We start from the raw sequence: 25122 nt of genomic DNA, 5'->3' as shown, positions 1-25122 counted from the left end.
AATATCGCGCACGAACAGGCGCGCTAACGCGTTGAAAAATCGGCAAACCTCAGGACGCTATTCTTGTCGTATGTCTGTCTTCATGGCAAAAGAGGATAAATTTTCAAATTGGAAACCATGCCCCATGAACACGCTCACCGCGACGCTTGATGACTTTCCGATCTGGCTTGAAACGAACCCATCGGGCACATTTTCCGACTGGCTAAAGGCCTCTGTTGCCGATGATTGGAAACGGGTCACGCATCATCCCTTTACCGATGCATGGGGGGCTGCCGCCCTGCCCCAGGCCAATCTTAAAAACTACCTTATTCAGGATCATCGCTTTATCGACCGGTTCGTTGCCCTTTTGGCTGCGGCGGTGTCTCGTGCGCCAACGCTCAAGGACCGCATTCCGGGTTGTCAGTTTTTGGCGGTCCTGACCGGGGCGGAAAACACCTATTTCGAACGCAGCTTTAGCGCCCTTGGCGTCACCGATGACGACCGCAACCAACCCGCCGACTGGCCTGCCACTGCGGGATTTAAGCAACTGATGCGCGATGCCAGCGAAAGCACGTCATACACCAATATGCTCGCCGTGTTGGCCGTGGCCGAGGGCACCTATCTTGGCTGGGCGGATCGGGTGAATAAAGCCATCGCCGAACGCCCGGCTGATTTTTGGTATTACGAATGGCTTGATCTTCATGTCGGCACATATTTCGAAAGCGTGATTGCGTATCTAAATGGCCAGCTTGATCAATATGGGCCTGATTTGAATGCCGATGAACGTGCGCAATGCCTTGACCATTTCCGCAAGGCCACATCCCTTGAAGTCGCGTTCTTTGATACCGCGTGGGCTGCACAAGAATGACGACCATTCGTACTTTCAAACCCGATGACGCGGCCCAAATGCGCGTGATTTACCGCCGTGCGGTCACCGAACTTGGCGTGCTTCGCTATAGCCCCGAACAAGTCGCAGTTTGGGCGGATCTAACCCCAACGGCGGATCGCCTGACGGACATGATGGGGGATGGGCGCACCGGTTTTGTCGCGGTAAATACCAACGACAAAGTGCTGGCCTTTGGCGATCTGGAATCTGACGGCCATATCGAATTTCTATATGCCGATCCCGATGTCGCGGGAACCGGTGTTGCCGCAATGCTTTATGACGCGATCGAAGCCAAGGCCACCGCAGATAACCTGACCCGGCTTTATGTCGAAGCCAGCGAACTTGCCAAAAGCTTCCTGCTTAAACGTGGATTTACGGTCATTCAACGCCGCGACTTTGAAGTGGCCGGTGTACCCATTCATAATTACGCAATGGAAAAGAACCTGCGCGCAGAAAGCTAAGCCGCCAAAGAACCGCGATACATCCAAAGAAAAAGTCCGCCCGAAAGCAGCCTCTTTATCATCTTCGCGCAACCCGAACCGATGGCCTATTCACGCAATCCGCGCTTGGCCGTCGCAACCACCCGGTCGATATAGGCATTTGATTGCCCAACATAATTCGCCGGATCGCGCAACGCCGCCCAATCCAACGGCGCATCTGTCAATTTGGGCAATTCATCAAACAGATTTGTCGCGTTTTCGGCCGATTTTGCCAAGCCATCCTTCACCAGCGTTTCGGCTGCGTCCCGCCCGACATGATCGGCAAGGGCAAATGTCGCCGCCTCTGCCAACATTGCCCCACGCGAAAGATCAAGGTTTTCGGCCATCCGGTCGGCATTGATTTTCAAATTCGGCACTATATCCACCGCCTGCGCCAACGCCGTCCCCGCGGCCATAATCATCTGCGGCAAAGTCAACCATTCCAAAAGCCAGCTTGATCCACTGCGTTCATGCGCATGAACCTGTGCTTGGCTAAACACGCCCAATTGCCCGGCGTTAAACTGTGCCAAGGTCACCAGCATTTCGGCCTGAACCGGATTGGATTTGTGCGGCATGGTCGATGATCCACCGCCCTTGCCCGGCTGAACCTCGGCGATTTCCGATTGCGCCAGCAAAACAAGGTCCTGTCCCATCTTACCCAGCGCCCCGGTTAACGCTGTTAACTGCGCGGCAAAATCGACCAAAACATCGCGCTGCGCGTGCCATGGCATGTCACTGGTTTCAAGTTCAAGTTCCTCGGCCAGATTGCTTTCAACCTCTGCCGCCTTGGCACCAAGGGACGCCAACGTCCCCGCCGCCCCGCCAAAGGATAAACGCAGCAAATCCTGCGAAAGCCCTTCAATCCGCCGATCAATCCGCACCAACGGCGCCAACCATCCCGCCGCCTTAAGGCCAAATGTCGTCGGCACCGCCTGTTGGGATCGGGTTCGGCCCATCATCACCGTGTTGCGATGTGTCTCAGCATGGGTCGACAGCAGCTTGGCCAATTTGCGAATGCGGCGGCGAATGATCGACACCACATCGCGCAACCGCAACACAAGTGCGGTATCCACGACATCCTGACTGGTCGCCCCAAAATGGACAAAGCGCGCATCCTCCACACCAATTTCGGCCTTAAGCGCCTTGACCAAGGCGGGCACCGAAACGCCCGCACGTGCTGTCCCCGCCGCCAAGGATGCCGGGTCGGGCTGAAAATCGCGGCATATTTCGGCGATTTTGCGCGCACTTTCATCGGGGATCAGCCCCGCATGTGCTTGCGCCGATGCCAGGGCCGATTCAAACAGCAACATCGATGCGATCTGTGCGCTGTCATCAAACAGGGCCGCAATTTCAGGATCGGCAAAAAGGTCACCAAGCAGCGCGGAATCAAATGGCGAAATGGTCATCAGGCGGTATCCACCACGGTAAACAGGCACGAAAGGAAACAGGCGATAAATCAGTTCGACGGCTCAAAGGCACCCATGATTTTATGGGCCGATGCATTGAACGCCAACCTTATTGATCAAAAAGCCCGATGGCGAACGAAAAAAGCCAAACCCGTCGCGTTTAAACCGGCGACAGGCTTGGCTTTTAAAACTCAATCGGCCTTAAACCGCTTCAAGCGCAATCGCGATGCCCTGACCAACCCCAATGCACATCGTCGCCAGCGCGTATTTCCCGCCACTGCGTTTAAGCTGAAGGGCGGCGGTCCCGGCAATGCGTGCACCAGACATCCCCAACGGATGGCCCAGCGCAATCGCCCCGCCATTCGGGTTCACCCGCGCATCATCATCAGCAATGCCAAGGTCACGCAACGTCGCCAATCCTTGCGATGCAAATGCTTCGTTCAGCTCAATCACATCAAGCTGATCAATACTCCACCCCAACCGCGTCAAAAGCTTCTTGCTGGCCGGTGCCGGGCCAAAGCCCATAATACGCGGCGCAACGCCCGCCGTCGCACCACCAACCACCTTGGCAATCGGTGTCAGGCCGTATTTCTCAATGGCGGCCTCAGACGCAATAATAAGGGCCGCTGCCCCATCATTGACACCCGATGCATTGCCCGCTGTCACCGAACCACCTTCGCGGAACGGGGTGGGCAATTTCGCCAGTTTTTCGGCCGTGGTGCCCGGACGCGGATGTTCATCCTGATCGACAATCACCGGATCGGCTTTGCGTTGGGGGATGCTGACCGGGGTGATTTCTTCGCTCAGAATACCGTTTTCTTGGGCCGCAACCGCCTTATCCTGTGATCGGGCGGCAAAGGCGTCCTGATCTTGGCGCGATACATTGAAATCCTCGGCCACGTTTTCACCGGTTTCGGGCATGGATTCCACGCCGTACTGCTTTTTCATCACCGGGTTCACAAACCGCCAGCCAATCGTCGTGTCAAAGATTTCCGCATTACGCGAAAAGGCCGAAGTTGCCTTTGGCATGACAAACGGCGCACGCGACATGCTTTCAACACCGCCCGCAATCATCAAATCGGCTTCACCGGCCTTGATCGCGCGCGCAGCCATAATGATGGCGTCCATACCCGATCCGCACAAACGGTTGACCGTAGTCCCGGTAACGGTTTCAGGCATGCCTGCCAAAAGCGACGCCATGCGCGCCACATTGCGGTTGTCTTCGCCCGCCTGATTGGCGCAACCAAAAATGATGTCATCCACCGCGCCAAAATCAACACCGGGATTGCGATCCATTAACGCCTTAAGCGGAACCGCCCCCAAATCATCGGTGCGCACCTGCGACAGGCAACCGCCAAAGCGGCCAATCGGGGTGCGAATATAATCGCAAATATATGCGTCAGCCATTTTCCTGATCCTTATTTGCAGCATTTCAAAATCATACTGCTCATCTTTTTGTTGGCATGCACCTTACTGCTGGCCTTCATGGGCCTTGGCGGTCCGGGCATGCAATGCGCGTAAAACGCTTAATTCGTTTTCGTTCGGGATCGGAGTTTGCGCAACTTCATCGGCAAATTCAACGTCCCAACCCGTATTTTCGATGATATCTTCGCGCGTTACCCCCGGATGGATCGACGTCACGATGAATTGTTTCCCCATCGGGTGGGGTTCCATGATGCAAAGATCGGTGATCAAACGCGACGGGCCTTTGGTCTCAACCCCATAAGATGCGCGGTCTTCCCCGCCCGTCCCATGACCAAGCGACGTGACAAAATCGATCTTCTCGACAAAGCCGCGCTTGCTTTGCTTCATGACGATAAAAACTTCGCCGCAACTGGTCGCAATTTCCGGCGCCCCGCCCCCACCGGGCAGGCGCACTTTGGGATTGTCGTAATCGCCAATCACCGTGGTGTTGATATTGCCATATTTATCAAGCTGGGCGGCCCCTAAGAACCCGACCGAAATCTTACCGCCCTGAAGCCAATAGCGGAACATTTCCGGCACCGCGACCGTATTCATCGCGGTTTCGCAAAGCTCCCCATCGCCGATGGATAGTGGCAACACATCGGGCTTGGTGCCAATCGTGCCACTTTCATAAATCAGGGTCAGTTCCGGCGCATGGGTCAGTCGGGCCAAGTTACAGGCCGCGGACGGCATCCCAATACCGACAAAGCACACATCGTCGTTTTTGAGCGCGCGCGCAGCGGATACCGTCATCATTTCAGTCGGGCTATAGTCAACCATGATCTTTTCTCCGCTCAGGCCTTGTTTGCGTCGCGTTTGGCCGCGAAATCTTCGGGGCCACCATTCATCACATGTTCTTCGATCCAGGCTTTAAACGCCTCACGATCACGCGCAATCGGGTCCCACGCCTTATAAAACGCGTTGTCGCGCTTATAATATCCTTGGGCATATGATGGATGCGCCCCACCGGGCACCTCGACAATCGCGGTCACCGCCCAATTGGGCAGCATCACGGCATTGGGCGAAACATCACCGAAATCATCGACAATTTCCTCAACCGTGATGATCGATTTCTGGGCGGCCAAAACCGCCTCTTTTTGCACACCGACAATGCCTTCAAACAAAATATCACCCTTTTTGTTGGCTTTCTGGGCATGCACAACCGTCACGTCCGGGCGGATCGATGGCACCGCCGCCAGCCTTTCACCCGTAAATGGGCATTCGATGAATTTGATATTTTTGTTCACGCGCGGCAATTCCGCCCCGCGATATCCCTTAAACACCGCACAGGGCAGGCCCGCCGCCCCCGCGTCATAGGCATTCGCCATTGCCGCGTGGCTGTGTTCTTCGATCTCAAGTTTGTGGGGCCAATGGTCCTGAATGGCTTCGCGCAGGCGATGCAACGATCCAACACCGGGATTACCGCCCCATGAAAACACCAGTTTCTTGGCACAGCCCGCCCCGATCAGCTGATCATAAATCATATCGGGCGTCATCCGGATCAGGGTCAAATCCTTGATCCCCTGACGGATGATTTCATTCCCGGCGGCATGCGGGATCAGATGGGTGAACCCTTCCATCGCGATGGTATCCCCATCCTTAACGCAGGATGCGACAGCTTCTTTAAGCGTCATGAAACGTGCAACCACGGCAAACTCCTGTGGTGTCAAACCAACAAAACGAAACAGAACAAACGCCGGGTCAAAGACCGCGCTGCGTCAGAAAATCAGACATAAAAGGTCGATGGCTGTGATGACTGGCTTTCCCACAGCAGCAAACACAGCCATCGCGCCAGATCGATTTACACGTCAAAAACCACGGTTTCCCGATCCCCTTGCATGTGAATATCAATCCGGTATTCAATCCCGGCGGGGCTGGTTGATGACGTTTGGTTGCGCTTGGCAATCAATGTGTCGCGGCGGTCTTCTGGGACCGATTGCAACACCGCATCCTTGGCGTTGCGGTCTGCCTCGTCATCGAAATAAAACCGGGTAAAGGCGTGGCTTAACATGCCGCGCATAAAGACAATCACGTTGACAAACGGGGCGTGTGCGTCTTCGACGACACCGGGCTTTACCGTATCAAACCAGAACCGGTTATTGGCATCCGTACCCGTGCCACAACGACCAAGCCCGCGGAACCCGGTATCGGAAACATCAATCGGATTGTCGTTGTAAACGCCGTTGGCATCCGCCTGCCAAATCTCAATCATCGCATCATTCACAGGATTGCCTTCACCGTCATAAACGGTGCCGGTAATGCGGATATGTTCGCCCTCGGCATCCGGCCCGGCAATGGTCGGGTCCACAATATCGGTAAAGTCATACCCATATTGCCCGGGGGTCAAGCCATAGGCGAAATACGGACCAACCGTCTGCGAAGGGGTTTCACCATATGCCATAACTTAATTCTCCATCGGGGTGGCGTTGCGTCCGCGCAGGACAATGTCAAACTGATATCCAAGGGCAAAGCCCTCCTCGGTTTTATCAAGCGAGAATTTGGAAATCAGACGTTCACGCGCGACCGGGTCTTTGGTCTCAAGGAAAATGGGATCAAGTTCCAACAACGGATCGCCGGGGAAATACATCTGCGTCACCAACCGCGTGGCAAAGCCCGGCCCAAACAGCGACAGGTGAATGTGGTTTGGCCGCCACGCATTGAAATGATTGCCCCACGGATAAGCCCCCGGCTTGATCGTATAGAACATGTAATTGCCATTGGCATCCGTGATGCAGCGCCCTGATCCACGGAAATTCGGGTCCAGCGGCGCGTCATGCTGATCTACTTTGTGCACATAACGCCCGGCCGCATTGGCCTGCCAAACCTCAACAACAAGGTTGGGCTGCGGGCGGCCATCGGTATCGGTTACCCGGCCATGCACCACAATGCGCTCGCCGATCGGTTCGCCATTCGTCACACCATTTTTGGTCAGGTCGAAATCAAGTTTGCGCACCGCCGCCGGGGCAAAACGCGGGCCGGTGCCCTCTGTCAAACCGGGTTTGATCGCGACCAAGGGCCGCGTTGGGCCGCGCAGGATGGTCGATTTATATCCTGGTGCGATATAGGGGGCGTGCGATCCCCAATCACGCGGTTTAAAGCTGGACATGTGGCTACTCTCCCTTATCGGCCTTATCGGTCTTATCAGCCTTGGCAGCCTTGTCGGCCGCGTCGATCTCGGCATAGGTTTGTTTGGCAATGCGAAATGCCGTATTGGCCGCCGGAACACCGGCATAGACCGCAACATGCATCAACGTTTCACGGACATCGTCGCGCGTTGCCCCGGTATTCAGGGTGGCGCGAATATGCATGGCCAATTCTTCTTCATGACCAAGACCGGCCAAAAGGGCGATGGTCACAATCGACCGTTCGCGCTTGGTAAAGTTGTCGCTGGTCCAAACACCATTCCACACATTTTCCGTGATATAGCGTTGAAACCCTTCGTCAATTTCGGTGACGTTTTTCGATGCGCGGTCCACATGTGCATCGCCCAAAACGGACCGGCGGGTCTTCATGCCGATGTCATACCGGTTCTCAGACAAGGTTGTTCTCCTTGATAAATCGGTTGATTAACCGGGCCAGTAATTCCGGGGTTTCAAGGCACGGCAAATGCCCAACCCCGTCAATCAATTCAAATGTCGCATTCGGGATCATGTCCGCCGTTGCGCGCACCACATCGGGCGGCGTTGCAAGGTCTTCTGATCCGCAGACACACAGGGTCGGAACCGAAATTTTGCCCGCCGCGTCGCGCAAATCCCCATCACGCAGCGCCACACAGGTGCCGATATATCCAGCCTGCGTCGTGCGCACCAACATGTCGCGATACATCGCGGTTTCCAATGGGCGGTTTGCGCGGTAATCGGCGGATAACCACCGTTCCATAATTGCGTCGCCCAAAACCGCAATGCCGTCGGCTTTAATCGCCTCAATCCGGCTATTCCAACCGTCATAATCGCCAAGTTTTGCCGCGGTATCACACAGGATCAAACCACGTACCCGGTGGGGCTGTGTGGCCACCACGTGTTGCGCAATCAATCCACCAACTGAAAGCCCGCACAAAATCACCTGATCAAGGCCCAAATAGTCCAGCAACCCGATCAAATCATTGCCATGCAATGCCAAATCATATTGCGCGTCCCCCACACCCGAAAGCCCATGGCCCCGCTTGTCATAGGTCACAATGTGAAAGCGATCCGAAAGATCGGTAACAACGTCATTCCAGATGCGAAAATCCGTGCCCAACGAATTGGAAAGCACCAAGACCGGGCCGTCTTTTGGGCCGGTTTCGGCGTAATGAATATGGGTCCCGTTGACCGGGGCGACTTGCAAACTCATTTGGTTTCCACCCTGCTTATGTGACCCTACATTCCCAGATGGTTTTGGTTATGTAAAATGAGGATTTGCGTATTTTGCATAACTATATCAGTATGAAACGAGCATGAATAAAAGAACCGCATAACAACAAAACGCAGGGAAGCATGCTTGACCAACGTATTAAGTTCCGCCACCTCACCTGTTTTCTTGAGGTCGCCCGCCAACGCAGTGTCGGCAAGGCCGCCGATACATTGGCCATCACCCAGCCCGCCGTTTCAAAAACCCTTCGCGAACTTGAAGAACACCTTGATGCGCGCCTGTTTGACCGTTCCAAACGCGGTGTGACCCTGACCGATTTTGGCAAGGTGTTTTTGCGCTATGCCGGGGCCAGTGTCACCGCCCTGCGCCAAGGGGTCGACAGCATCAGCCAAGTGCGCATGCAAGGCGGGTTATCGATCAATCTGGGGGTTCTTCCCACGGTCGCGGCCAGTGTGATGCCCGCCGCCATCCGCCGGTTTAAGGCATTAAGCCCCGACACCACGGTGAAGGTTGTGGCTGGCCCGAATGTCATGTTGATGGGGCAATTACGCGTTGGTGAATTGGATCTTGTCGTCGGGCGGTTGGCCGAACCCGATCAAATGTCGGGCTTATCGTTCATCCATCTTTATTCCGAACATATTTCCTTGGTCGCGCGCCCCGGCCATCCGTTATTGGCCGATAAAAACCCCGACATCACCCGCATTCGCGAATTTACCGTGCTGGTCCCGCCCAAACAGGCGATCATTCATTCCACGGTGAATAAAATGCTGATTGCGCATGGCATTGGTGCCCTGCCCGACCGGATTGAAACCGTTTCAACATCGTTTGGCCGCGCCTTTACCCGCGAAACCGATGCGATCTGGATCATTTCAAATGGCGCGGTTGCGTCTGACATCGCCGAGGGGAATTTGGTCGAACTGCCAATTGATACCAGCGACACCTTTGGCCCAGTCGGTTTAACCACCCGAATTGACAGCCCGGTATCCCCGCCGGTCGAAATGCTGATCAACGCCGTCCGCGAAGAAGCATCGACCCATCACAAAACACTTTCGAGCCGAGGAACATAATCGTTTAGTTATGCATAGGCGCTTATATATCATTATACATAACCATCTCGACCCGCTTAGATTGACTGCAATTGGGCATGGCAGCATTGCGCACAGCGCACGCCAGCCTCAAAATAACAGTTCAAAAATAACGTCCCAAAAATAACGACAAGAATAAGAAACGAACTCGGAAAACTTCGTACGCAAGATACGCATCGTTTCGAAAACGTTTGTCGATGTCATGACGCGACAAGACGTTCAAAGGAGGAAAAATTGAAACACATCACCAAATTGCTGGCTGGTGCTGCTGTCGCGACCATGGTGTCGTTTGGCGCACACGCACAGGAAGTCACCCTGACCATTCATCATTTCCTGGGCCCCAAAGCACCGGCTCAGTCGAAAATGATCGAACCGTGGGCCAAGAAAATCGAAGAAGAATCAAACGGTCGCATCAAGTTTGAAATCTTCCCGTCCATGTCGCTTGGCGGCAAACCGCCAGAATTATATCGTCAGGTCCGTGACGGCGTTGCCGACATCATCTGGACACTGCCGGGCTATACGCCGGGCGTTTTCCCGCGCCTCGAAGTGTTTGAACTTCCCGGTGTGCATCTTGGTGATGCGCGCGCAACCAACCTTGCGATGTGGGACATGAAAGACGCCTACGCCGAGGACCTCAAAGACGTTCACGTTCTTGCCGCACATGTTCATGCCGGTCAGGCCATCCACCTGACCAAAAAGGACGTCCGCACGGTTGATGATGTTAAGGGCCTAAAACTGCGCACGCCAACCCGGACCGGTTCCTGGATGATCGAAGCATGGGGTGCCGAACCTGTTGGCATGCCCGTCCCCGATCTGCCACAGGCCATGTCGCTTGGCGTGGTGGATGGTGGCTTGGTACCGTTCGAAGTTGTCCCGCCGCTTAAACTGGCTGAACTGGTGTCCTATTCCGTCGAAGGCGAAGGTGTAAATTCACGCTTTGGCACCTCGACCTTCCTGTTTGCCATGAACAAGGACCGCTATGACAGCCTGCCTGACGACCTTAAGGAAATCATTGATCGGAACTCCGGCCGTGATTTTGCCGCTGAAATTGGCACTGTCTGGAATGACGTCGAAGAAGTCGGCAAAAAAATGATCAATGACGGCAAAGGTCAGGTTGTGAAACTGACCCCAGAACAAAAAGCCACCTTTGATGGCCCGGCTGAAACCGTTGCCAATCGCTGGATCGAAGAAGCCAACTCAAACGGCATCGACGGCGCGAAACTGGTCAAGGACGCCAAGGCCGCCGTTTTGGCTCATACGAAGTAACATCCAACGTTGCTGGAAAATCTTGTGGGGTCACGTATCTTGATCGATGCGTGATCCCATATCCCCCCGCAAGATTGTTTGGTTCTCCCCCATGAAAAACGTGCTCAATACCGCCGCTGTCTGGTTTGCCATTGTCGGCGGGGTCCTTGCATTGATGATTTCCATCGTCACCATGGTCAATGTCACGGCGTTTGGCCTTGATAAACTGGCCCGCCTGTTTGATGCCAATGTCCCGGCAATCATCGGCTACGAAGATTTCGTCACCATGATCGTAAGCTCGGCCGCCTTGATGTTCTTCCCCTATTGCCAAGCACGCCATGGCCATGTCGCCGTCGATGTCTTTATCAAAATGTTGCCGTCTTGGGTCGCGCGCGGGGTCAATGTCATTTCGGGCATCGGCATGACGCTGCTTGCCCTTTTCCTTGGCTATATGATGATCAATGGCCTGATCGAAGTCCGCAGCGACAATACCCTGTCGGCCATTCTCGGCTGGCAGATTTGGCCGTTCTATGTGCCGGGCATCCTATCCATGTTCCTATGGGCGCTGATTGCCGGAACGCAGGTTTTCGAAAGAGAAGCCCATGTCTGAACGCGAACTTATCGGCCTTGGCGGCCTTGCCCTTTTATTCGTTATTTTGTCGTTACGCGTTCCGGTCGGCCTTGCCATGGTCGGGGTGGGCATTGGCGGCAATTATGTGCTCAGCCTGTTTTTCCCGTTCCTGCGCTTTGATCCGTATTTGCAGCAATTCAAATCTCTGCTCTATGGGATTGTTTCAAACTATGAACTGTCCGTCGTGCCGCTATTTGTCCTGATGGGCTATCTTGCCAGTCAGGCAAACCTGTCGCGCGATCTGTTTCAGGGCGTAAATGCCATTTTGGGCCGCTATCGCGGCGGTGTCGCCATGGCCGCCATTGGTGCGTGTGCCGGGTTTGGCGCGGTATGTGGATCATCGCTTGCGACCGCATCAACCATGGGCAAGGTGGCCCTGCCTGAATTGCGCCGCCTGAAATATTCCCCGCGCCTTGCCACCGGCACCCTTGCGGCGGGCGGCACGCTTGGCATTCTAATACCGCCCTCTGTTGCCCTTGTGATTTATGCCGTGACGGTCGAAGCATCCATCATTCAGATGTTTCAGGCCGCCATTCTGCCGGGCATCATTGCGGTCCTGTTCTTTATGGCGGTAATTGCCATTCAGGTGCGCATCAACCCATCCTTGGCCCCGATCCCCGAACCGATGGCACCGGCGGAACGCAAACAGGCATTGCTGCGCCTGATCCCGGTGATGGTGATTTTTGGCTCCATCATCTTGGGTCTGGGGGCCGGTTTGTTTACCCCAACCCCTGCGGCCGGTGTCGGTGTGTTCGCGATTTTGCTCTATGGCGGATATATGCGCCTTCGCGGCAAAGGTGGCCTGACATGGCCCGGCCTGCGCCAGGCCCTAAAAGACACCGCCGTAACATCCTCGATGATCTTCTTCATCCTGCTCGGCGCCGAAGTCCTCAAAGGGTTCTTTAGCCGTGCCAACCTTCCGGCCTATATGGCTGATGCGGCGGCCACCAGCGGACTTGATCCGTGGATGATCATGGTTTTGATGTTGTTGGCCTTGGTGGTTCTCGGCTGCTTCATGGAAAGCCTGTCGATGATTGTCGTCGTCATCCCGTTCTTCTGGCCGGCCCTTGTTGACATCAATGGCGGCGATTGGGCAACGGCGGCCACCGCGGCCTATGGCATGGGGGCCGAAGATCTTAAAATCTGGTTTGGTATTCTGGCCCTGATTGTCGTGGAGCTGGGGCTGATAACCCCACCCGTGGGGCTGAATGTCTTTATCATTAATGCCCTGGCCGAGGGTGTCCCCATGAGCCAGACCTTCCGCGGTGTGATGCCATTCTTTGCTGCGGAAATTGTGCGCATCCTGATCCTGATCTTCATCCCGGCCCTGACATTGTTTGTGCCAACATTGCTGGGCGGATAGCCAGAACACATGCAATGCAAAGCCCGTCCGTCACGACATCAACATCACCGCTGGCGGGCTTTGCTTTTGATCACCGCCAAAACGCGGTAAACTGCCCAACGCATACCTTTTTCACCGCTTAAAAAAGGTCTTCATCACCGCCATGCGCAACAGCATCCCGATCTATAAGCTTTATGGTGAACGTGACGCCACTGCGAATGTCGACGTCACCGCGACCGCGACAGCACGGGATGATTTTGACCACGCGCTTGATGACGCCAACCCCACGGGCCGGGAGGCATCACTGCCAAGCCCCCGACAACAGATCACCGAGCCGGAATTCTTTCACCTTGAAAGCATCCCCGAACGGTCACGCCTGCATGACTGGCACATCAAACCGCACCGGCATACCAACCTGTTTCAGTTGCTGTATATTACGCATGGGGATGCCAACATCACCTTTGACGATCAACATTTCACCATGCAATCGGGTCAATTGATCACCGTGCCGCCGGGGACTGTGCATGGCTTTAAATTCAGTGATGATATTGATGGCTGGGTGATCTCGCTGACCGATTATCATTTGGGTCAAATTCTGGCCCCGGCCCCCAAATTACGCGCACGGCTTGATCAGGCAATCTGTGTCGATGTTAAAGCCACCTCGGATCAACCAAGCCCGATGGATTTTCTGATCACGCAACTGGTCGCGGAATATGACAGCCACCAAACCGGGCGGCTGTTTGCCCTGCGTCACATTCTTGGATTATTGCTGCTGGCGATTGGCCGCCATATTCCCAGTAACGATCCCGCCCGCCTGTCGCGTCAGGAACAGAAAACCGATAAATTCCGCAAATTCCAATCGCTGGTCGAAACATTTTACAAGCAGCACAAACCGCTTGAATTCTACGCCCGCGAAATCGGCGTCACCACCACACAGCTGAACCGCATTGCCAAGGATATCTATGGCATCACCGCGCGCGAAGTCCTGCAAAACCGCCTGATGTTAGAAGCCAAACGAACGCTGATCTATACCGACATCGCCGTGCAGCAAATCGCGGGCGAATTGGGCTTTCGCGATGCCGGGTATTTTTCGCGTTTCTTTGCCAAAAAACAAAATACCTCCCCCGCACAATTTCGCAAAAACCACCGCTAGATAGAAAAAGACCGGGCACATGGCCCGGCCTTGATCTTGGTATCAAACCAATCAACGTAACTGCGGCTTAAAGCCAACCCGCCGTCCCGCTTAAATGTTGCGGAAGTTCACTCAGCGGCAGCTTGGTCAAATCCTTGGTGATTTCACCGTCAAGCGCCTGCGACACCGGCTTGGACATTTTCTGTCGCGCTTCACCCATGATTTTCGGCGGGGCGACGACGATCAAACTATCAAATTTTTCGGCGTTTCGTTTCGCCGTCAAATAGGACATGACGTCATCGACAAATTCCATTTGGGCATGTTCATGGGGATCGGTGCTGGGCGGCATGGCGTGACGTTGTTGATTGCCACCGGGATTGGCAAAACCGCGCCCCGGTTTGTCACTGGCGATTTCCGAACTTGATCGGTTATCGGCAATCATTTCATGGACGGTTTCCAATTGCGGGCCGTCTTCGTTGTTTTTAACGGCGACCACATGGGCGCGGCCACCATCTGCGACAAGAATCCATTGGTTGTTATGGGGCATCAAAGACCTCCATTTTTGTTGCACGCATCTTTTCAACGCACGCAAAACCAATGATGTTCCATATGTCGCCAACGAAAATGCAACCCGTCCCAAATGCAAAAAGGGCCGGTCCAACCGACCCGCCCTTTTCACCTTAATTCTGATATCGCCAATTCTGATATCACGCCTGGTCGGCGGTTATCGCCAGCCCAACAACCAACGATCCAACCGCCCCAAAAGCCACGAAACACACAGCCCCATCAGCGACAACACCACCACACCGGCAATCAACTGATCGGTCTGATACAGGTTCCCCGCCGCGAGAATAAGCGCGCCAATCCCGTATTGCGCCCCGATCATTTCGGCTGCAATCAACAAGATGATCGCAATCGATGATGAACTGGGCTATCAGGATGCCGGATATTTTTCCCGCTTTTTCACAAAAAAGGCGGGGATGCCCCCCGCCCGTTATCGCGCGCTGTATCGATAAATACCCTGACAATTTTTCGGTTTAAACACCATCAAACCCCATCAAACATCCATCAGGCAGAAATCGGCACCGCATCATTCTTTACGTCACCGGATGATCCAGCGCCCGCCACAAACGGAAAAGATCAATCGTGTTGCCTAACCGGTTGGTCCAGTGTGCCGGCAGGAATTCATCCTTGCCAAAACCCAGCTTGCGATAAAGCCGAATTGCCGGTTCGTTTGTTGTCGCCACATGAAGCCAGAACCAATTAAAGTCCGGGTTTTGGTGCAAACGGTCGACCAGGGCAGCAAGCGCCCTTGCCCCAATTCCCTGCCCCTTGATGAAAACGGCAAATTCCTCAAGCTTTGGCGTCTCCGTCGCCATATGCGACAAATAGGCATATGCCTGTGGGGCGCCATCCGGGCCATACACCCACAAAGCACGATCCGCGCTATCATTTGCCGTTTCCAAATCCTCACGCGGGACAAGTGTCAGCACCCCGGCATGGGCCGGATCAGCAAGCGAGGCCAAAATCCTGTCAATGTCATCAGCTTGCGGGTTTCGCCATATATCAGCTGACATAACGTCTCCTTGATTGCCTTCCTAAACCAGCCGAAAGCCTTGCTGGTGTTTGTTTAGCGCCAGCCCAACAACCAACGATCCAACCGGCCGAGCAGCCACGAAACACACAGCCCCATCAGCGACAAAACCACCACACCTGCAATCAGCTGATCGGTTTGATACAGGTTCCCCGCCGCCAGAATAAGCGCACCAATCCCGTATTGCGCCCCAATCATTTCGGCCGCAATCAACAAGATGATCGCGATGGATGAGGAAATGCGAAAGCCTGACAAAATCGTCGGCAACGCACCGGGCAGGATGATTTTGCGGATCACCGACCACATCGGCAAATCAAAGCTTTGCCCCATGCGGATCAGGTTACGCTGCACATTATCCACCCCGCCAAAGGTGTTGATCACGGTCGGGAAAAACACGCCAAAGGCGATGGTGGCAAATTTCGACGGTTCGCCAATACCAAACCAAATAATAAACAGCGGCAATAGCGCGATTTTCGGGATTGGAAACAGGGCCGACACCAACGCCACACCGGGCGACCGCGCCCAGGTAAACATGCCAACCAAAAACCCAACCACAAGCCCGGCAACCGTGCCCATGATCCACCCGCCCACAAGGCGCTGCAACGATGCACCAAGGTGCAACCAAAGATCCCCCGATATGATCAACTGCCAAAGGGCCTTGGCCACCGCAATCGGGCTTGGCATGGCAAGTTCACTGATAAAGCCGGTACTTGATCCCAACTGCCACAGCGCAATCACAAGGATAAAGCTGCCCCATGCGGCAACCGGGTTGGATTTCGGGTTAAAGCCCGTCGCGCGGAACCGCACAGGTTCGCTATTGGTGTCTGGCGTCTGTGCCATCTGTTTTGCGCCCTCATGCGACATTTTCAAGTTCCTTATCCGCTGCAATCGCTTCATCCCGGATCAGGTTCCAAAGTGCCTGCTCATGGGCAATCAATTCCGGCATCCCTTCGCGGCGCTCGTTGATCGGCACATCAATGGTATGGATTTCCTTGATCGTGCCGGGACGACGCCGCAACGCCACCACCTTATGGGCCAACCGCACCGCCTCGTTCAGGTTATGGGTCACATAAACCGCCGTCATGCCGGTGCGGGCAAACAAATCAGAAAACTCATCAAGCAACAAAATACGCGTCTGCGCATCCAGTGCCGATAACGGCTCGTCCATCAACAACACCGCCGGGCGCACGGCCAATGCGCGTGCAATCCCCACACGCTGCTTCATGCCGCCCGACAATTGTTTGGGATACGCATTGGCAAAATCCGAAAGGTTTGTTTGCGCCAAAACTTCGGCAATGCGTTCATCGCGCTCGGACTTGCTCAGCGGATGGTCTTCCAACACCAGGCTGATATTGCCCGCCACGGTCCGCCACGGCAAAAGTGCGAAATCCTGAAACACATATGTCAGCGGGTTCAGGCACCCTTCGGGCTTTGCCTGATCACACATCACAACCGCACCCGATGTCGGCTTTAACATGCCGCCAATGATCGACAATAACGTCGATTTCCCACAGCCTGACGGCCCGATCAGGGCCACGACCTCGCCCGGCTCAATGCCAAACTCAATATCACGAAGCGCTTCGACCTGATCATAGCTGTGACTGACATTTTGAATCTGAAGCCGCATGGTGCTCTCTTTTGGTGCGTTAAATAATCAAATAAACAAATGCAAACCGGGCCGAAGGCATGCTTCGGCCCGGCGTAAAAACCCTCAGACCTTACTCGCCCAGCGGCGCGATAAAGCTGGTATCGATGAACTCATCGGGGTTGGCATCGGCCGACACATAACCACGGTCCTGATACCATTTCACCTGCGCCTTGACGTCTTGCACATCAAGTTTGGCTTCCTCGGTGATGAACATCGCGCCATTGCGAATTTTGGCATAGGCCTTGTCCGCTGGCTGATCGGCATAGACATATTTATGCACGATCTCAAGGATTTCGTCGGTGGTATCACTTTTGACAAGCTTACCATCCGCGTCCGTCGCCAAAAGGCCCGCGCGGTAATCCGCAACCCCTTTTTGATAGGCGCGCACAAACTTTTCAACCACGTCGCGGCGTTCTTCCACATTGCGTGCGGATGTGAACAAACCACCAACCTGATAAGGCACATAATCCTTTACCCAGCCAATGATATGCGCCGCACCGGCATTGGCCAGCGGCTTGGCAATGTGCGGGACAATGATCATGCTATCGACCTGCCCGCTTTTCAGCGCGCCAATCATGTTTGGCACGGACTGAAGCGGCTTAAGCTCCATGCTTGCAAGATCAACACCGGCCTTCTCGGCCACATTGCCCATCATGTAATGGAAGCTCGATCCAACCTGCGACAGGGCAAAGCTATGCCCGCCCAGCTTATCAACCGATGTCAAACCGGCATCAAACGCCTTGTTGGACGCCAAAATCGCCGATCCGTCATAGGCTGCATCTTCATGAAGCTGCGCGCCAATCACCTTAAGCGCACCTTTGCCCGCAAGGTTAAAGAAGCCCCCCGTAAATGCGGTCACGCCAAAATCGGCATCCCCCGATGCAATCGCCACCGCGACCGGCTGCGCAGATCGGAAAAACGTAATTTCCGCATCCAGCCCCTCATCGTCGAAATAGCCCTTTTCCTTGGCGATAAACAGGGGCGAGCTGGATACAAACGTCAGGGCCGCAATGTTGATTTTCTCAGCCGCATTGGCAATGCCGGCCCCAAATACCGTGGCCCCAACCGCCAGTGCCAATAGCGAACGGCGCGCAGTTTTCCCGGCCCCACTCATCAAATCACGTGAACGCATGCTTCCTCCTTCATGGTCTCTTTTTTTCAAAATCACATCTTGGGAATTTTGTTAGCCGATCTCACCGCCAATTGCCAATGTTTGGCGTTAAAAAGATCAAAAAGGGCAGATTCAACCTCAAAACCAAAACGCGCCGTAACGATATTCCATCCACCCCGCAAACAACACCCGCAAATGCCCCAACATTCCCCCGCCCCCTTCCCGTCGTTCCCGCGAAGGCGGGAACCCATCTCGGACAAAAGCCGCAGCGGCCAAATGGATCCCCGCCTACGCGGGGATGACGTTCGTTCCATACAATTGCTTTAAGTCCCGTCATTCCCGCGCAGAGCCTGTGCCCGCGAAGGCGCGGTACGGGAATCTCGACCCGCATGCTCCCCTTGCCACCCGACAAATACCGTCACAAATTGCCACCTCATCCGAAACAAGATAAAACCAGCACACAAGCTTAACCCCCGTCACAAGGCCAAACATGCCCCACCCCTCAAACACCACTGCCGCCAATGCCGTCGCCGCCACCAAATCCAGCCCCAACGGCAAAACCGCCATGATCATTGGCGCGGGCCCGGCTGGCTTAATGGCGGCTGAACGGTTGGCGGGCAAAGGATATGCGGTGACACTTTATGAAGGCATGCCAAGCGCCGGGCGCAAATTCCTGATGGCGGGGAAATCGGGCCTCAACATCACACATAGCGAAGATTTGGAAACGTTTCTGACCCGCTACGGCACATCGCGCGACCGCCTTGAACCGCATTTGCGCACATTCGGCCCGGATCAAATCCGCGACTGGTGTGCCGGGTTGGGTGTGGAAACCTTTGTGGGTTCGTCGGGCCGGGTGTTCCCCACCGCAATGAAGGCAAGCCCGCTTTTGCGTGCGTGGCTTAAACGCCTTGATGGTTTGGGCTGTAAAATCCACTACCGCCATTACTGGACGGGCTGGAAAGATGCCGGTCAGGCCGTTTTCAAAACCCCCGACAGCCCAACAAACGGTGACGTTACCGCAACGGCGGACATCACTGTGCTGGCCTTGGGCGGCGGAAGCTGGAAACGACTGGGATCAGATGGCAAATGGATGGACATCCTGCAAAATGCCGGGATCAAATGCACGCCTTTTAAACCCGCCAATTGCGGCTTTGACGTCAACTGGACCGACCATTTGATCGATAAATGTGCGGGCGCGCCGGTCAAGGCCGTCACGCTGACCTGCGGCACCCAAACTGTGCGCGGCGAGTTCGTCATTTCCAAAACCGGCATCGAAGGCAGCGCGGTTTATGCCATCTCAGCACCGCTTCGCGATCAATGGCTTGAAACCGGCGATGCCACCGTCACACTCGACCTCACCCCGGACCGCAGTCTTGAGGATGTCACCAATCGTCTCGCCAAACCGCGCGGCAAAAACTCCATGGGCAATCACCTGCGCAAAACGCTCGGCCTTGATGCCACCAAAACCGCACTCGTTTTCGAAGTCACCCCGCGCGAAACGCTAAACGACCCAACAAAACTCGCCACCGCGATTAAGGCCCTGCCGATCAAAATCACCAAACCCCGCCCCATTGACGAGGCCATCAGCACCGCCGGCGGTGTGGCATGGGAAGAACTCGACGAGAATTTCCAACTCAAAAAACGCCCCGGCACCTATTGCCTGGGCGAAATGGTCGATTGGGAAGCCCCAACGGGCGGGTATTTGCTGAGTGGGTGTTTTGCCGCAGCTGCCCATCACAATTGGCTTTGAGTCAGCATCCCAGCACCTGAAAAGTAGAAAAAACACTTTTCGGTACCCTTACGCATAGTATTTCAAAGATCAAGAACAGCGTAGGTTTCTCAGGACATGGGAAATCAAGGATGCTTTTGTCTTCAAGACATTAAAGCAAACGGGACAGATTTGTTTTCTGCATGCATCAAAAATCAAAGCGCATTGGTTGAATGTGAAAAACATTCTCAACCAATCGATCCATCGCGAAAAATGTGTTTTTAAGTGAACGCAAGTCGCCTATCGCAAGATGATCTGATGCCGTGCAACAAGATAACAGCGTTCTAACCACGGTATATTTTGGGGGACCCGAATGAAAAACCGTACCTATCGGAAATTTATACTGCCATCGGTCTTTGTTTTGGGTTCTCTGGCGTTTCCGGCAAAGGTCTTGGCACAGGAAACCAAGCCCGCCGTTGCCGATGTGAATGGCAAGATGGACCTTCAAGGCGGCTCGGTCGGGCGCGAAGGCTCCGGGGCAGTTGGCGGCACCGTCAGCATTCCGGTCGCGCATTCCTTTGCGGTCCAGATTGACACCGCGCTAAGCCATAGCCCCTCGGCGAATAGCGGCGGCGTTGCCGGGCACTTCTTTACCCGCGATCCGGATGCTTATATGGCCGGTCTTGCCAGCATGTGGATACGCATTGATGGTCAGGATTTGTGGCGCAATGGCCTCGAAACAGAATTTTACCTGAATGACTATACCCTGTCCTCATCGCTCGGCCTGCAAAACGTCGGCGCGCGCGACACGGGATATGGCAATATAGAGCTCGGCTACTACATAAACGATGATCTGTTTTTAAAAGGCGGGGTCTCAGGCTATAGCGATTATCGTGCGCTATATGTCGGTTCCGAATGGCGCCCGATGGATGACAGTCCGCTGTCCCTGTTTGCCGATGTTGGGGCGGGTACCGAAAATGGCGGATTTGGCACGATTGGCCTGCGGTTTAGCTTTGGCGCCGAAAACAGCAATCTGAAAAAACAGCACCGCGAATATGACCCGCCCAATATCGTCACTGGCTTCACCAGCGGTTCAGGCGGCGGCGGTCAAGCCGTGAACGAGATCGTCAATAAGCGCGAAGAAGAACCAGCACCGGCACCTGCACCACTCGACGCCGTCGATTTGTAACATTCCGATTTTTGCGTCGATCTCTGCGATTTAAGAATCTGAACAAACGCCGACAAGCTTACGCCACAAGCAACAAACAAAGCCCATGCCTTTCCAAAGGTATGGGCTTTCGTCCGTTTTGACGCCTTCGCGCAAGAAAAGGCGGCGGATTTAGTTTATGACCTCCGTCCCAAAATCAACACCCCTCGCCCCATCGACTAACCGGTCGGCACCACCTGGCGCGTGGAAGAACTCGACGAAACTTTCCAACTCAAAAAATGCCCCGGCACCTATTGCCTCAGCGGAATGGTCGATTGGCAAGCACCCACGGACGGGTATTTGTTGAGTGTTTTTTTTCACTATTAATTCTTAAATGAAATTTGACTTTTTCATCGCGTAAGCCGCGACAAATACTACGATGCCGACGTCGGCAACAAACCAAGTAAACACTTTTACAACACGCAATCTAAACCTCATATTCTTTACTTTTTTCTGCATTCTCTCCACAAATTCAAGCTTAGCCCTTCTCTTATAAGCCAAATATTCCGCCTCAATTAAAGCAGATTCATCTTGTTTTTCTTTATAGAAATAATCCTTTCTGGAAAACTTGCCATGAAGCTTCTCTTGCTCGAGCTCTCGCTCTAGACTCTCTTCAAACGTCGTTTTTTCAATGGCGTACAGTTCTTCAAAATGCTTATAGCCATCCTCCACAAAATGCTCGCTAAGTCGCATCACGAACACTACCAAAAAATACAGAAGGGCTAAGTTTGCTAGAAAGATAAACTGGTTCAGGTCAGCAGAAACCTTCACACCTGAAAAATCGAAATCTGTCCCAGTCACCTTGAAACTTGAGAGAGAAATTACGACGGCGGCAGAAACCACAACGGCCTTCCTAGATTTTTTAAAGTCATCGTGATCGAGAAATGTATATATCAAAGCAAATATCTCTCTTACTTTTGAAAAAAGGGGGCAGACTTATTTTGTACTCAAGACAATGCCCCCTTCAATGACAATGCACCGTCCCCACCTTGTTATCCATGTGGCAACACTGACCCGGTGGGGAGCTTTTGCGGCAGCCGCCGCCATGCTCAACGCTTTGCGTGAGGGTTTGGTTTGCCCCCGTCACACCACCCGCCTGCACCGGCATTGATCCCGTGCTAACTGCAAACACCCCGCTGATCGCCAAAAGCATCATGATTTTCATACCCTTCCCTCCCTTTTGATATTCATGTGATGATACGCATGAAACCTGTGGGCGCATACCACCCAAAAGGTCAGGTCGGTTTTGCGCGCCCAAACCCTTGGATCACGGGGATTTCCGGTGGGTTTTACCAATAAAAATCGTCGTGCAATTTGCAATAATGCCAAGCCTGTGCCTTAATAAGTACGAACTGAATAACCCTCCAAAAACAAAAACAACGAGGCAAGAACCATGGTGGATGCCAGCACTGGCGATGCCCCACGTCACGATGTTTCTGACAGCGCATCAGATTTAAGCAGCATGACCAATGCCACCCCCGAAGCATTGGCCGCCTATTACGATAAATGGGCCGGAAGCTATGACGCAGATTTGCCCAAAATGGGCTATGACGCGCCAATTCGCGCCGCCCAAATCATGCGCGACCACGATATCGCGCTTGACGCACCGATTTTGGATGCCGGATGTGGTACCGGCCTGACCGGGCTTGAACTGGCCCGCCTTGGCTACCGCGACATTACCGGCATTGATATTTCGCTCGAATGCCTGCAAGAGGCCGAAGCCAAAGACGTTTATCGCCACCTGAAAAAGCGCAACATGAATAAGCCGCTGGCCTTTGGCGATAATGGGTTTGCCGCCGCGCAATGCATCGGCACCCTGACCTATGTCACTGAAAAACGAAAACTGTTTGCCGAGTTCTGCCGGGTAGTCAAACGCGGCGGCATTGTTTCCTTTACCCAGCGTGCTGACCTTTATGACGGTGCCTTCATCAAGGCCATAAGTGCGACAAGCCGCGCGGGGCTCTGGGAACAGGTATCGCATTCCGATCCGATGCCCTATCTGCCAAATCACAAAGATTTCGGCGATGAAAAACACATTTTCTATGATGTGTACCGCGTTAAATAGGCCTGCAAATCCCCGCTTCTTTTCAACCACCTAACCCCCATTCACGATCAAAACAGCATCTTTCGCAGATCATAATTGCGAATTAGTCGCAAAATTATGGTTGACAGGGTCAACCATTTTTGGATAGTTGATTATGTCAACCATATCGTGATGCGGGGTTTCTCCGCCGTACCAAGCGCCCCACGCTTGGCATTCGGCCCCTCATCATCCCGGCATCACGAACGACATGTAAACTTTGTCGCTCTGTCACTCTGCACCCCGCGCGCCACCACCGCCCGGTGCACTTATACGAAAGCAACTGTGCCCCGATGACCGTGCCAAAATCCAATCTGCTCCACGTTTCAAACAAGGTCTATCCAGACGGCCTGCCCGCCCCGCGCAGCAAATTTGCCGCCGCCGCCGTGTTGCTGACCATTGTCATGGCTGTGCTTGATGGCACGATCATGAATGTCGCCCTGCCAACCATCGCCCATGATCAGGGGGTGTCCCCTGCCCATGCGATTTGGGTGGTCACCGCCTATCAGTTGGCCATTGTGGTGGCCCTGTTGCCGTTTTCCGCACTTGGCGAAGCGATTGGCTTTCGCAAAGTGTACCTTAGCGGCATTGCGATCTTTGGCTTGGCATCGGGCTTGTGCGCCATGGCGCCGAATATCGAATTTTTGACTGCCGCGCGCGTGCTTCAGGGCTTTGGCGGTGCGGCGCTCATGAGCATCAACGGCGCGATCATGCGCCACATCTTCCCGCAATCGAAACTCGGCCGTGCGATTGGCTGGATCGCGATGACGGTATCGGTCTCAGCAGCCGGCGGGCCGACTATTGCGTCGGGCATTTTGGCGGTCGCAACCTGGCACTGGCTGTTTTTGATCAATGTGCCGATCTCGATCTTTGCCGTGATCATTGGCTATTTCGCCCTGCCGTTTAACACGCCAACCCGCAACCGGTTTGATTTCATCAGCGCGTTTTTAAACATGCTGACCTTTGGCGGCTTGGTGTCTGCGCTTGGCAATGTCGGCACCGAAAGTTCGCTGGCCTTGATCATTGTCCAATTTGTCGTCGCCATTGTTGCGGGGATCGCGCTGGTGCATCGCCAATTGTCCAAAGATCGGCCTATGCTGCCGATTGATTTGCTGCGCCTGCCGATTTTTACCTGCTCCATCGGGTCATCGATTTGCGGTTTTTGCGGTCAGATGATTGCGTTCGTCACCCTGCCTTTCTATTTCCATGATGTATTGGGTTATAGCATCCCGGTGACCGGGCTGTTGATGACGCCATGGCCAGTGACAACCGCCATCGTCGCCCCAATCGCCGGGCGTTTGGCCGATAAATATTCGCCTATTCGCCTGACCGGTATGGGCATGGGATTGTTTGCCGTTGGCCTGTTTGCCACCACCTTTGTCCCGGCCGAGGGCAGCTATATCGGCATGATCGCCGCCCTTTCGGTCTGTGGTGCGGGCTTTGGCCTGTTTCAGGCGCCCAACAACCGCCTGATCCTGACCAGTGCGCCGCGTGATCGGGCTGGCGGGGCCAGTGGCCTGCTGTCGACCGCGCGCCTGACCGGCCAATCCATCGGTGCGGCGCTTGCCGCGATCCTGATTGGCACAACTGGTCAATTTGATCTGAATTCGGTGATGATTGCCGCGACCATTGCCGCAGTTTTGTCCACCCTGATTTGCGAAGGCCGTCGCCATGCGCTTCGCACCGGGCTGATCGCCAGCCCGACCAACGCCTAACACACAGTCACAAAGCCCCGTAGCAAAGCACCCTAGTAAAGCACCCTAGTAAAGCAACAG

At 54.4% G+C, this 25122-nt stretch carries 27 protein-coding genes; 11 read left to right on the top strand and 16 right to left on the bottom strand.

Annotated elements, in window-relative coordinates; all coding sequences use genetic code 11:
- The first annotated feature begins 124 nt into the window (after nucleotides 1-124).
- On the top strand, nucleotides 125-847 hold the full coding sequence (locus tag HCZ99_RS10460; protein ID WP_167446928.1) for a TenA family protein: 723 nt from the start codon (nucleotides 125-127) through the stop codon (nucleotides 845-847).
- Nucleotides 844-1326: a GNAT family N-acetyltransferase gene (locus tag HCZ99_RS10455; protein WP_167446927.1), complete on the top strand. Its 483-nt coding sequence runs from the start codon at nucleotides 844-846 to the stop codon at nucleotides 1324-1326. The genes HCZ99_RS10460 and HCZ99_RS10455 overlap by 4 nt, the downstream gene beginning before the upstream one ends.
- 86 nt (nucleotides 1327-1412) lie before the next feature.
- On the opposite strand, the gene HCZ99_RS10450 is transcribed toward HCZ99_RS10455, so the two are convergent.
- From HCZ99_RS10450 to pcaD, 8 genes are all read right to left on the bottom strand, one after another.
- Nucleotides 1413-2750, bottom strand: a complete 1338-nt coding sequence (locus tag HCZ99_RS10450) for a 3-carboxy-cis,cis-muconate cycloisomerase (RefSeq protein ID WP_167446926.1) — start codon at nucleotides 2748-2750, stop codon at nucleotides 1413-1415.
- 201 nt (nucleotides 2751-2951) lie between these two features.
- On the bottom strand, nucleotides 2952-4157 hold the full coding sequence (pcaF, locus tag HCZ99_RS10445) for a 3-oxoadipyl-CoA thiolase (RefSeq protein WP_167446925.1): 1206 nt from the start codon (nucleotides 4155-4157) through the stop codon (nucleotides 2952-2954).
- Between the two features lie 63 nt (nucleotides 4158-4220).
- A complete protein-coding gene (locus tag HCZ99_RS10440) occupies nucleotides 4221-4994 on the bottom strand; it encodes a CoA-transferase subunit beta (protein WP_167446924.1) in 774 nt (257 codons plus the stop codon).
- A 14-nt stretch (nucleotides 4995-5008) separates the two neighbouring features.
- On the bottom strand, nucleotides 5009-5863 hold the full coding sequence (locus HCZ99_RS10435) for a CoA transferase subunit A (protein ID WP_167446923.1): 855 nt from the start codon (nucleotides 5861-5863) through the stop codon (nucleotides 5009-5011).
- Between the two features lie 152 nt (nucleotides 5864-6015).
- Complete coding sequence (gene pcaG / locus HCZ99_RS10430) at nucleotides 6016-6615, bottom strand: protocatechuate 3,4-dioxygenase subunit alpha (protein ID WP_167446922.1); 600 nt, start codon at nucleotides 6613-6615, stop codon at nucleotides 6016-6018.
- Between the two features lie 3 nt (nucleotides 6616-6618).
- Complete coding sequence (gene pcaH / locus HCZ99_RS10425; protein ID WP_167446921.1) at nucleotides 6619-7320, bottom strand: protocatechuate 3,4-dioxygenase subunit beta; 702 nt, start codon at nucleotides 7318-7320, stop codon at nucleotides 6619-6621.
- Between the two features lie 4 nt (nucleotides 7321-7324).
- Entirely contained in the window at nucleotides 7325-7753 is a 429-nt protein-coding gene (gene pcaC / locus HCZ99_RS10420) for a 4-carboxymuconolactone decarboxylase (protein WP_175581477.1), read from the bottom strand.
- The gene (gene pcaD / locus HCZ99_RS10415) at nucleotides 7746-8546 is read right to left on the bottom strand and encodes a 3-oxoadipate enol-lactonase (protein ID WP_167446920.1); all 801 of its coding nucleotides are present in this window, start codon (nucleotides 8544-8546) and stop codon (nucleotides 7746-7748) included. Before pcaD ends, pcaC begins: the two co-directional genes overlap by 8 nt.
- Nucleotides 8547-8689: 143 nt before the next feature.
- On the opposite strand from pcaD, the gene pcaQ reads away from it, so the two are divergent.
- The 5 genes from pcaQ (at nucleotide 8690) to HCZ99_RS10390 (ending at nucleotide 14020) form a co-directional block, all read left to right on the top strand.
- Nucleotides 8690-9631 (top strand): pca operon transcription factor PcaQ, encoded by a 942-nt coding sequence (pcaQ, locus tag HCZ99_RS10410; RefSeq protein WP_167446919.1) that lies wholly within the window; start codon nucleotides 8690-8692, stop codon nucleotides 9629-9631.
- A 252-nt stretch (nucleotides 9632-9883) separates the two neighbouring features.
- Nucleotides 9884-10915, top strand: a complete 1032-nt coding sequence (locus HCZ99_RS10405) for a TRAP transporter substrate-binding protein (protein WP_167446918.1) — start codon at nucleotides 9884-9886, stop codon at nucleotides 10913-10915.
- Between the two features lie 91 nt (nucleotides 10916-11006).
- A complete protein-coding gene (locus HCZ99_RS10400) occupies nucleotides 11007-11504 on the top strand; it encodes a TRAP transporter small permease (RefSeq protein WP_167446917.1) in 498 nt (165 codons plus the stop codon).
- A complete protein-coding gene (locus tag HCZ99_RS10395) occupies nucleotides 11497-12888 on the top strand; it encodes a TRAP transporter large permease (RefSeq protein WP_167446916.1) in 1392 nt (463 codons plus the stop codon). Before HCZ99_RS10400 ends, HCZ99_RS10395 begins: the two co-directional genes overlap by 8 nt.
- A 142-nt stretch (nucleotides 12889-13030) precedes the next feature.
- Nucleotides 13031-14020: a helix-turn-helix domain-containing protein gene (locus HCZ99_RS10390; protein WP_167446915.1), complete on the top strand. Its 990-nt coding sequence runs from the start codon at nucleotides 13031-13033 to the stop codon at nucleotides 14018-14020.
- A gap of 67 nt (nucleotides 14021-14087) precedes the next feature.
- On the opposite strand, the gene HCZ99_RS10385 is transcribed toward HCZ99_RS10390, so the two are convergent.
- The 6 genes from HCZ99_RS10385 to HCZ99_RS10360 form a co-directional block, all read right to left on the bottom strand.
- A complete protein-coding gene (locus tag HCZ99_RS10385) occupies nucleotides 14088-14546 on the bottom strand; it encodes a host attachment protein (protein WP_167446914.1) in 459 nt (152 codons plus the stop codon).
- Between the two features lie 177 nt (nucleotides 14547-14723).
- The gene (locus HCZ99_RS10380; protein ID WP_217701489.1) at nucleotides 14724-14900 is read right to left on the bottom strand and encodes a hypothetical protein; all 177 of its coding nucleotides are present in this window, start codon (nucleotides 14898-14900) and stop codon (nucleotides 14724-14726) included.
- A gap of 196 nt (nucleotides 14901-15096) precedes the next feature.
- A complete protein-coding gene (locus HCZ99_RS10375; protein WP_167446913.1) occupies nucleotides 15097-15576 on the bottom strand; it encodes a GNAT family N-acetyltransferase in 480 nt (159 codons plus the stop codon).
- Between the two features lie 53 nt (nucleotides 15577-15629).
- Nucleotides 15630-16457: an ABC transporter permease gene (locus tag HCZ99_RS10370; protein ID WP_167446912.1), complete on the bottom strand. Its 828-nt coding sequence runs from the start codon at nucleotides 16455-16457 to the stop codon at nucleotides 15630-15632.
- Nucleotides 16447-17220, bottom strand: coding sequence for an ABC transporter ATP-binding protein (locus tag HCZ99_RS10365; RefSeq protein ID WP_167446911.1), 774 nt, complete (start codon nucleotides 17218-17220; stop codon nucleotides 16447-16449). The genes HCZ99_RS10370 and HCZ99_RS10365 overlap by 11 nt, the downstream gene beginning before the upstream one ends.
- 91 nt (nucleotides 17221-17311) lie before the next feature.
- On the bottom strand, nucleotides 17312-18373 hold the full coding sequence (locus tag HCZ99_RS10360; RefSeq protein WP_254869569.1) for an ABC transporter substrate-binding protein: 1062 nt from the start codon (nucleotides 18371-18373) through the stop codon (nucleotides 17312-17314).
- Between the two features lie 469 nt (nucleotides 18374-18842).
- Between HCZ99_RS10360 and HCZ99_RS10355 the strand changes: the two genes are divergently transcribed.
- Nucleotides 18843-20102: a TIGR03862 family flavoprotein gene (locus HCZ99_RS10355; RefSeq protein WP_167446910.1), complete on the top strand. Its 1260-nt coding sequence runs from the start codon at nucleotides 18843-18845 to the stop codon at nucleotides 20100-20102.
- 331 nt (nucleotides 20103-20433) lie between these two features.
- Nucleotides 20434-21249: a hypothetical protein gene (locus HCZ99_RS10350; RefSeq protein ID WP_167446909.1), complete on the top strand. Its 816-nt coding sequence runs from the start codon at nucleotides 20434-20436 to the stop codon at nucleotides 21247-21249.
- Nucleotides 21250-21597: 348 nt separating this feature from the next.
- Here HCZ99_RS10350 and HCZ99_RS10345 read toward each other — a convergent pair whose 3' ends face one another.
- Together HCZ99_RS10345 and HCZ99_RS10340 are read right to left on the bottom strand one after the other, a co-directional pair.
- A complete protein-coding gene (locus HCZ99_RS10345) occupies nucleotides 21598-22110 on the bottom strand; it encodes a hypothetical protein (RefSeq protein ID WP_167446908.1) in 513 nt (170 codons plus the stop codon).
- A gap of 121 nt (nucleotides 22111-22231) precedes the next feature.
- On the bottom strand, nucleotides 22232-22432 hold the full coding sequence (locus HCZ99_RS10340; RefSeq protein ID WP_167446846.1) for a hypothetical protein: 201 nt from the start codon (nucleotides 22430-22432) through the stop codon (nucleotides 22232-22234).
- Between the two features lie 228 nt (nucleotides 22433-22660).
- On the opposite strand from HCZ99_RS10340, the gene HCZ99_RS10335 reads away from it, so the two are divergent.
- Both HCZ99_RS10335 and HCZ99_RS10330 read left to right on the top strand, forming a co-directional pair.
- Nucleotides 22661-23332 (top strand): class I SAM-dependent DNA methyltransferase, encoded by a 672-nt coding sequence (locus HCZ99_RS10335; RefSeq protein WP_167446907.1) that lies wholly within the window; start codon nucleotides 22661-22663, stop codon nucleotides 23330-23332.
- A gap of 308 nt (nucleotides 23333-23640) precedes the next feature.
- Entirely contained in the window at nucleotides 23641-25062 is a 1422-nt protein-coding gene (locus HCZ99_RS10330; protein WP_167446906.1) for an MFS transporter, read from the top strand.
- The last annotated feature ends 60 nt before the right edge of the window (nucleotides 25063-25122 follow it).

The organism is Thalassospira lucentensis (genome assembly GCF_011806425.1).
In the GTDB taxonomy this organism is placed as follows: Bacteria; Pseudomonadota; Alphaproteobacteria; order Rhodospirillales; family Thalassospiraceae; genus Thalassospira; species Thalassospira lucentensis_B.
The sequence above is the reverse complement of the archived record's forward strand: the minus strand, read 5'-3'. Positions and strand labels throughout refer to the sequence as shown.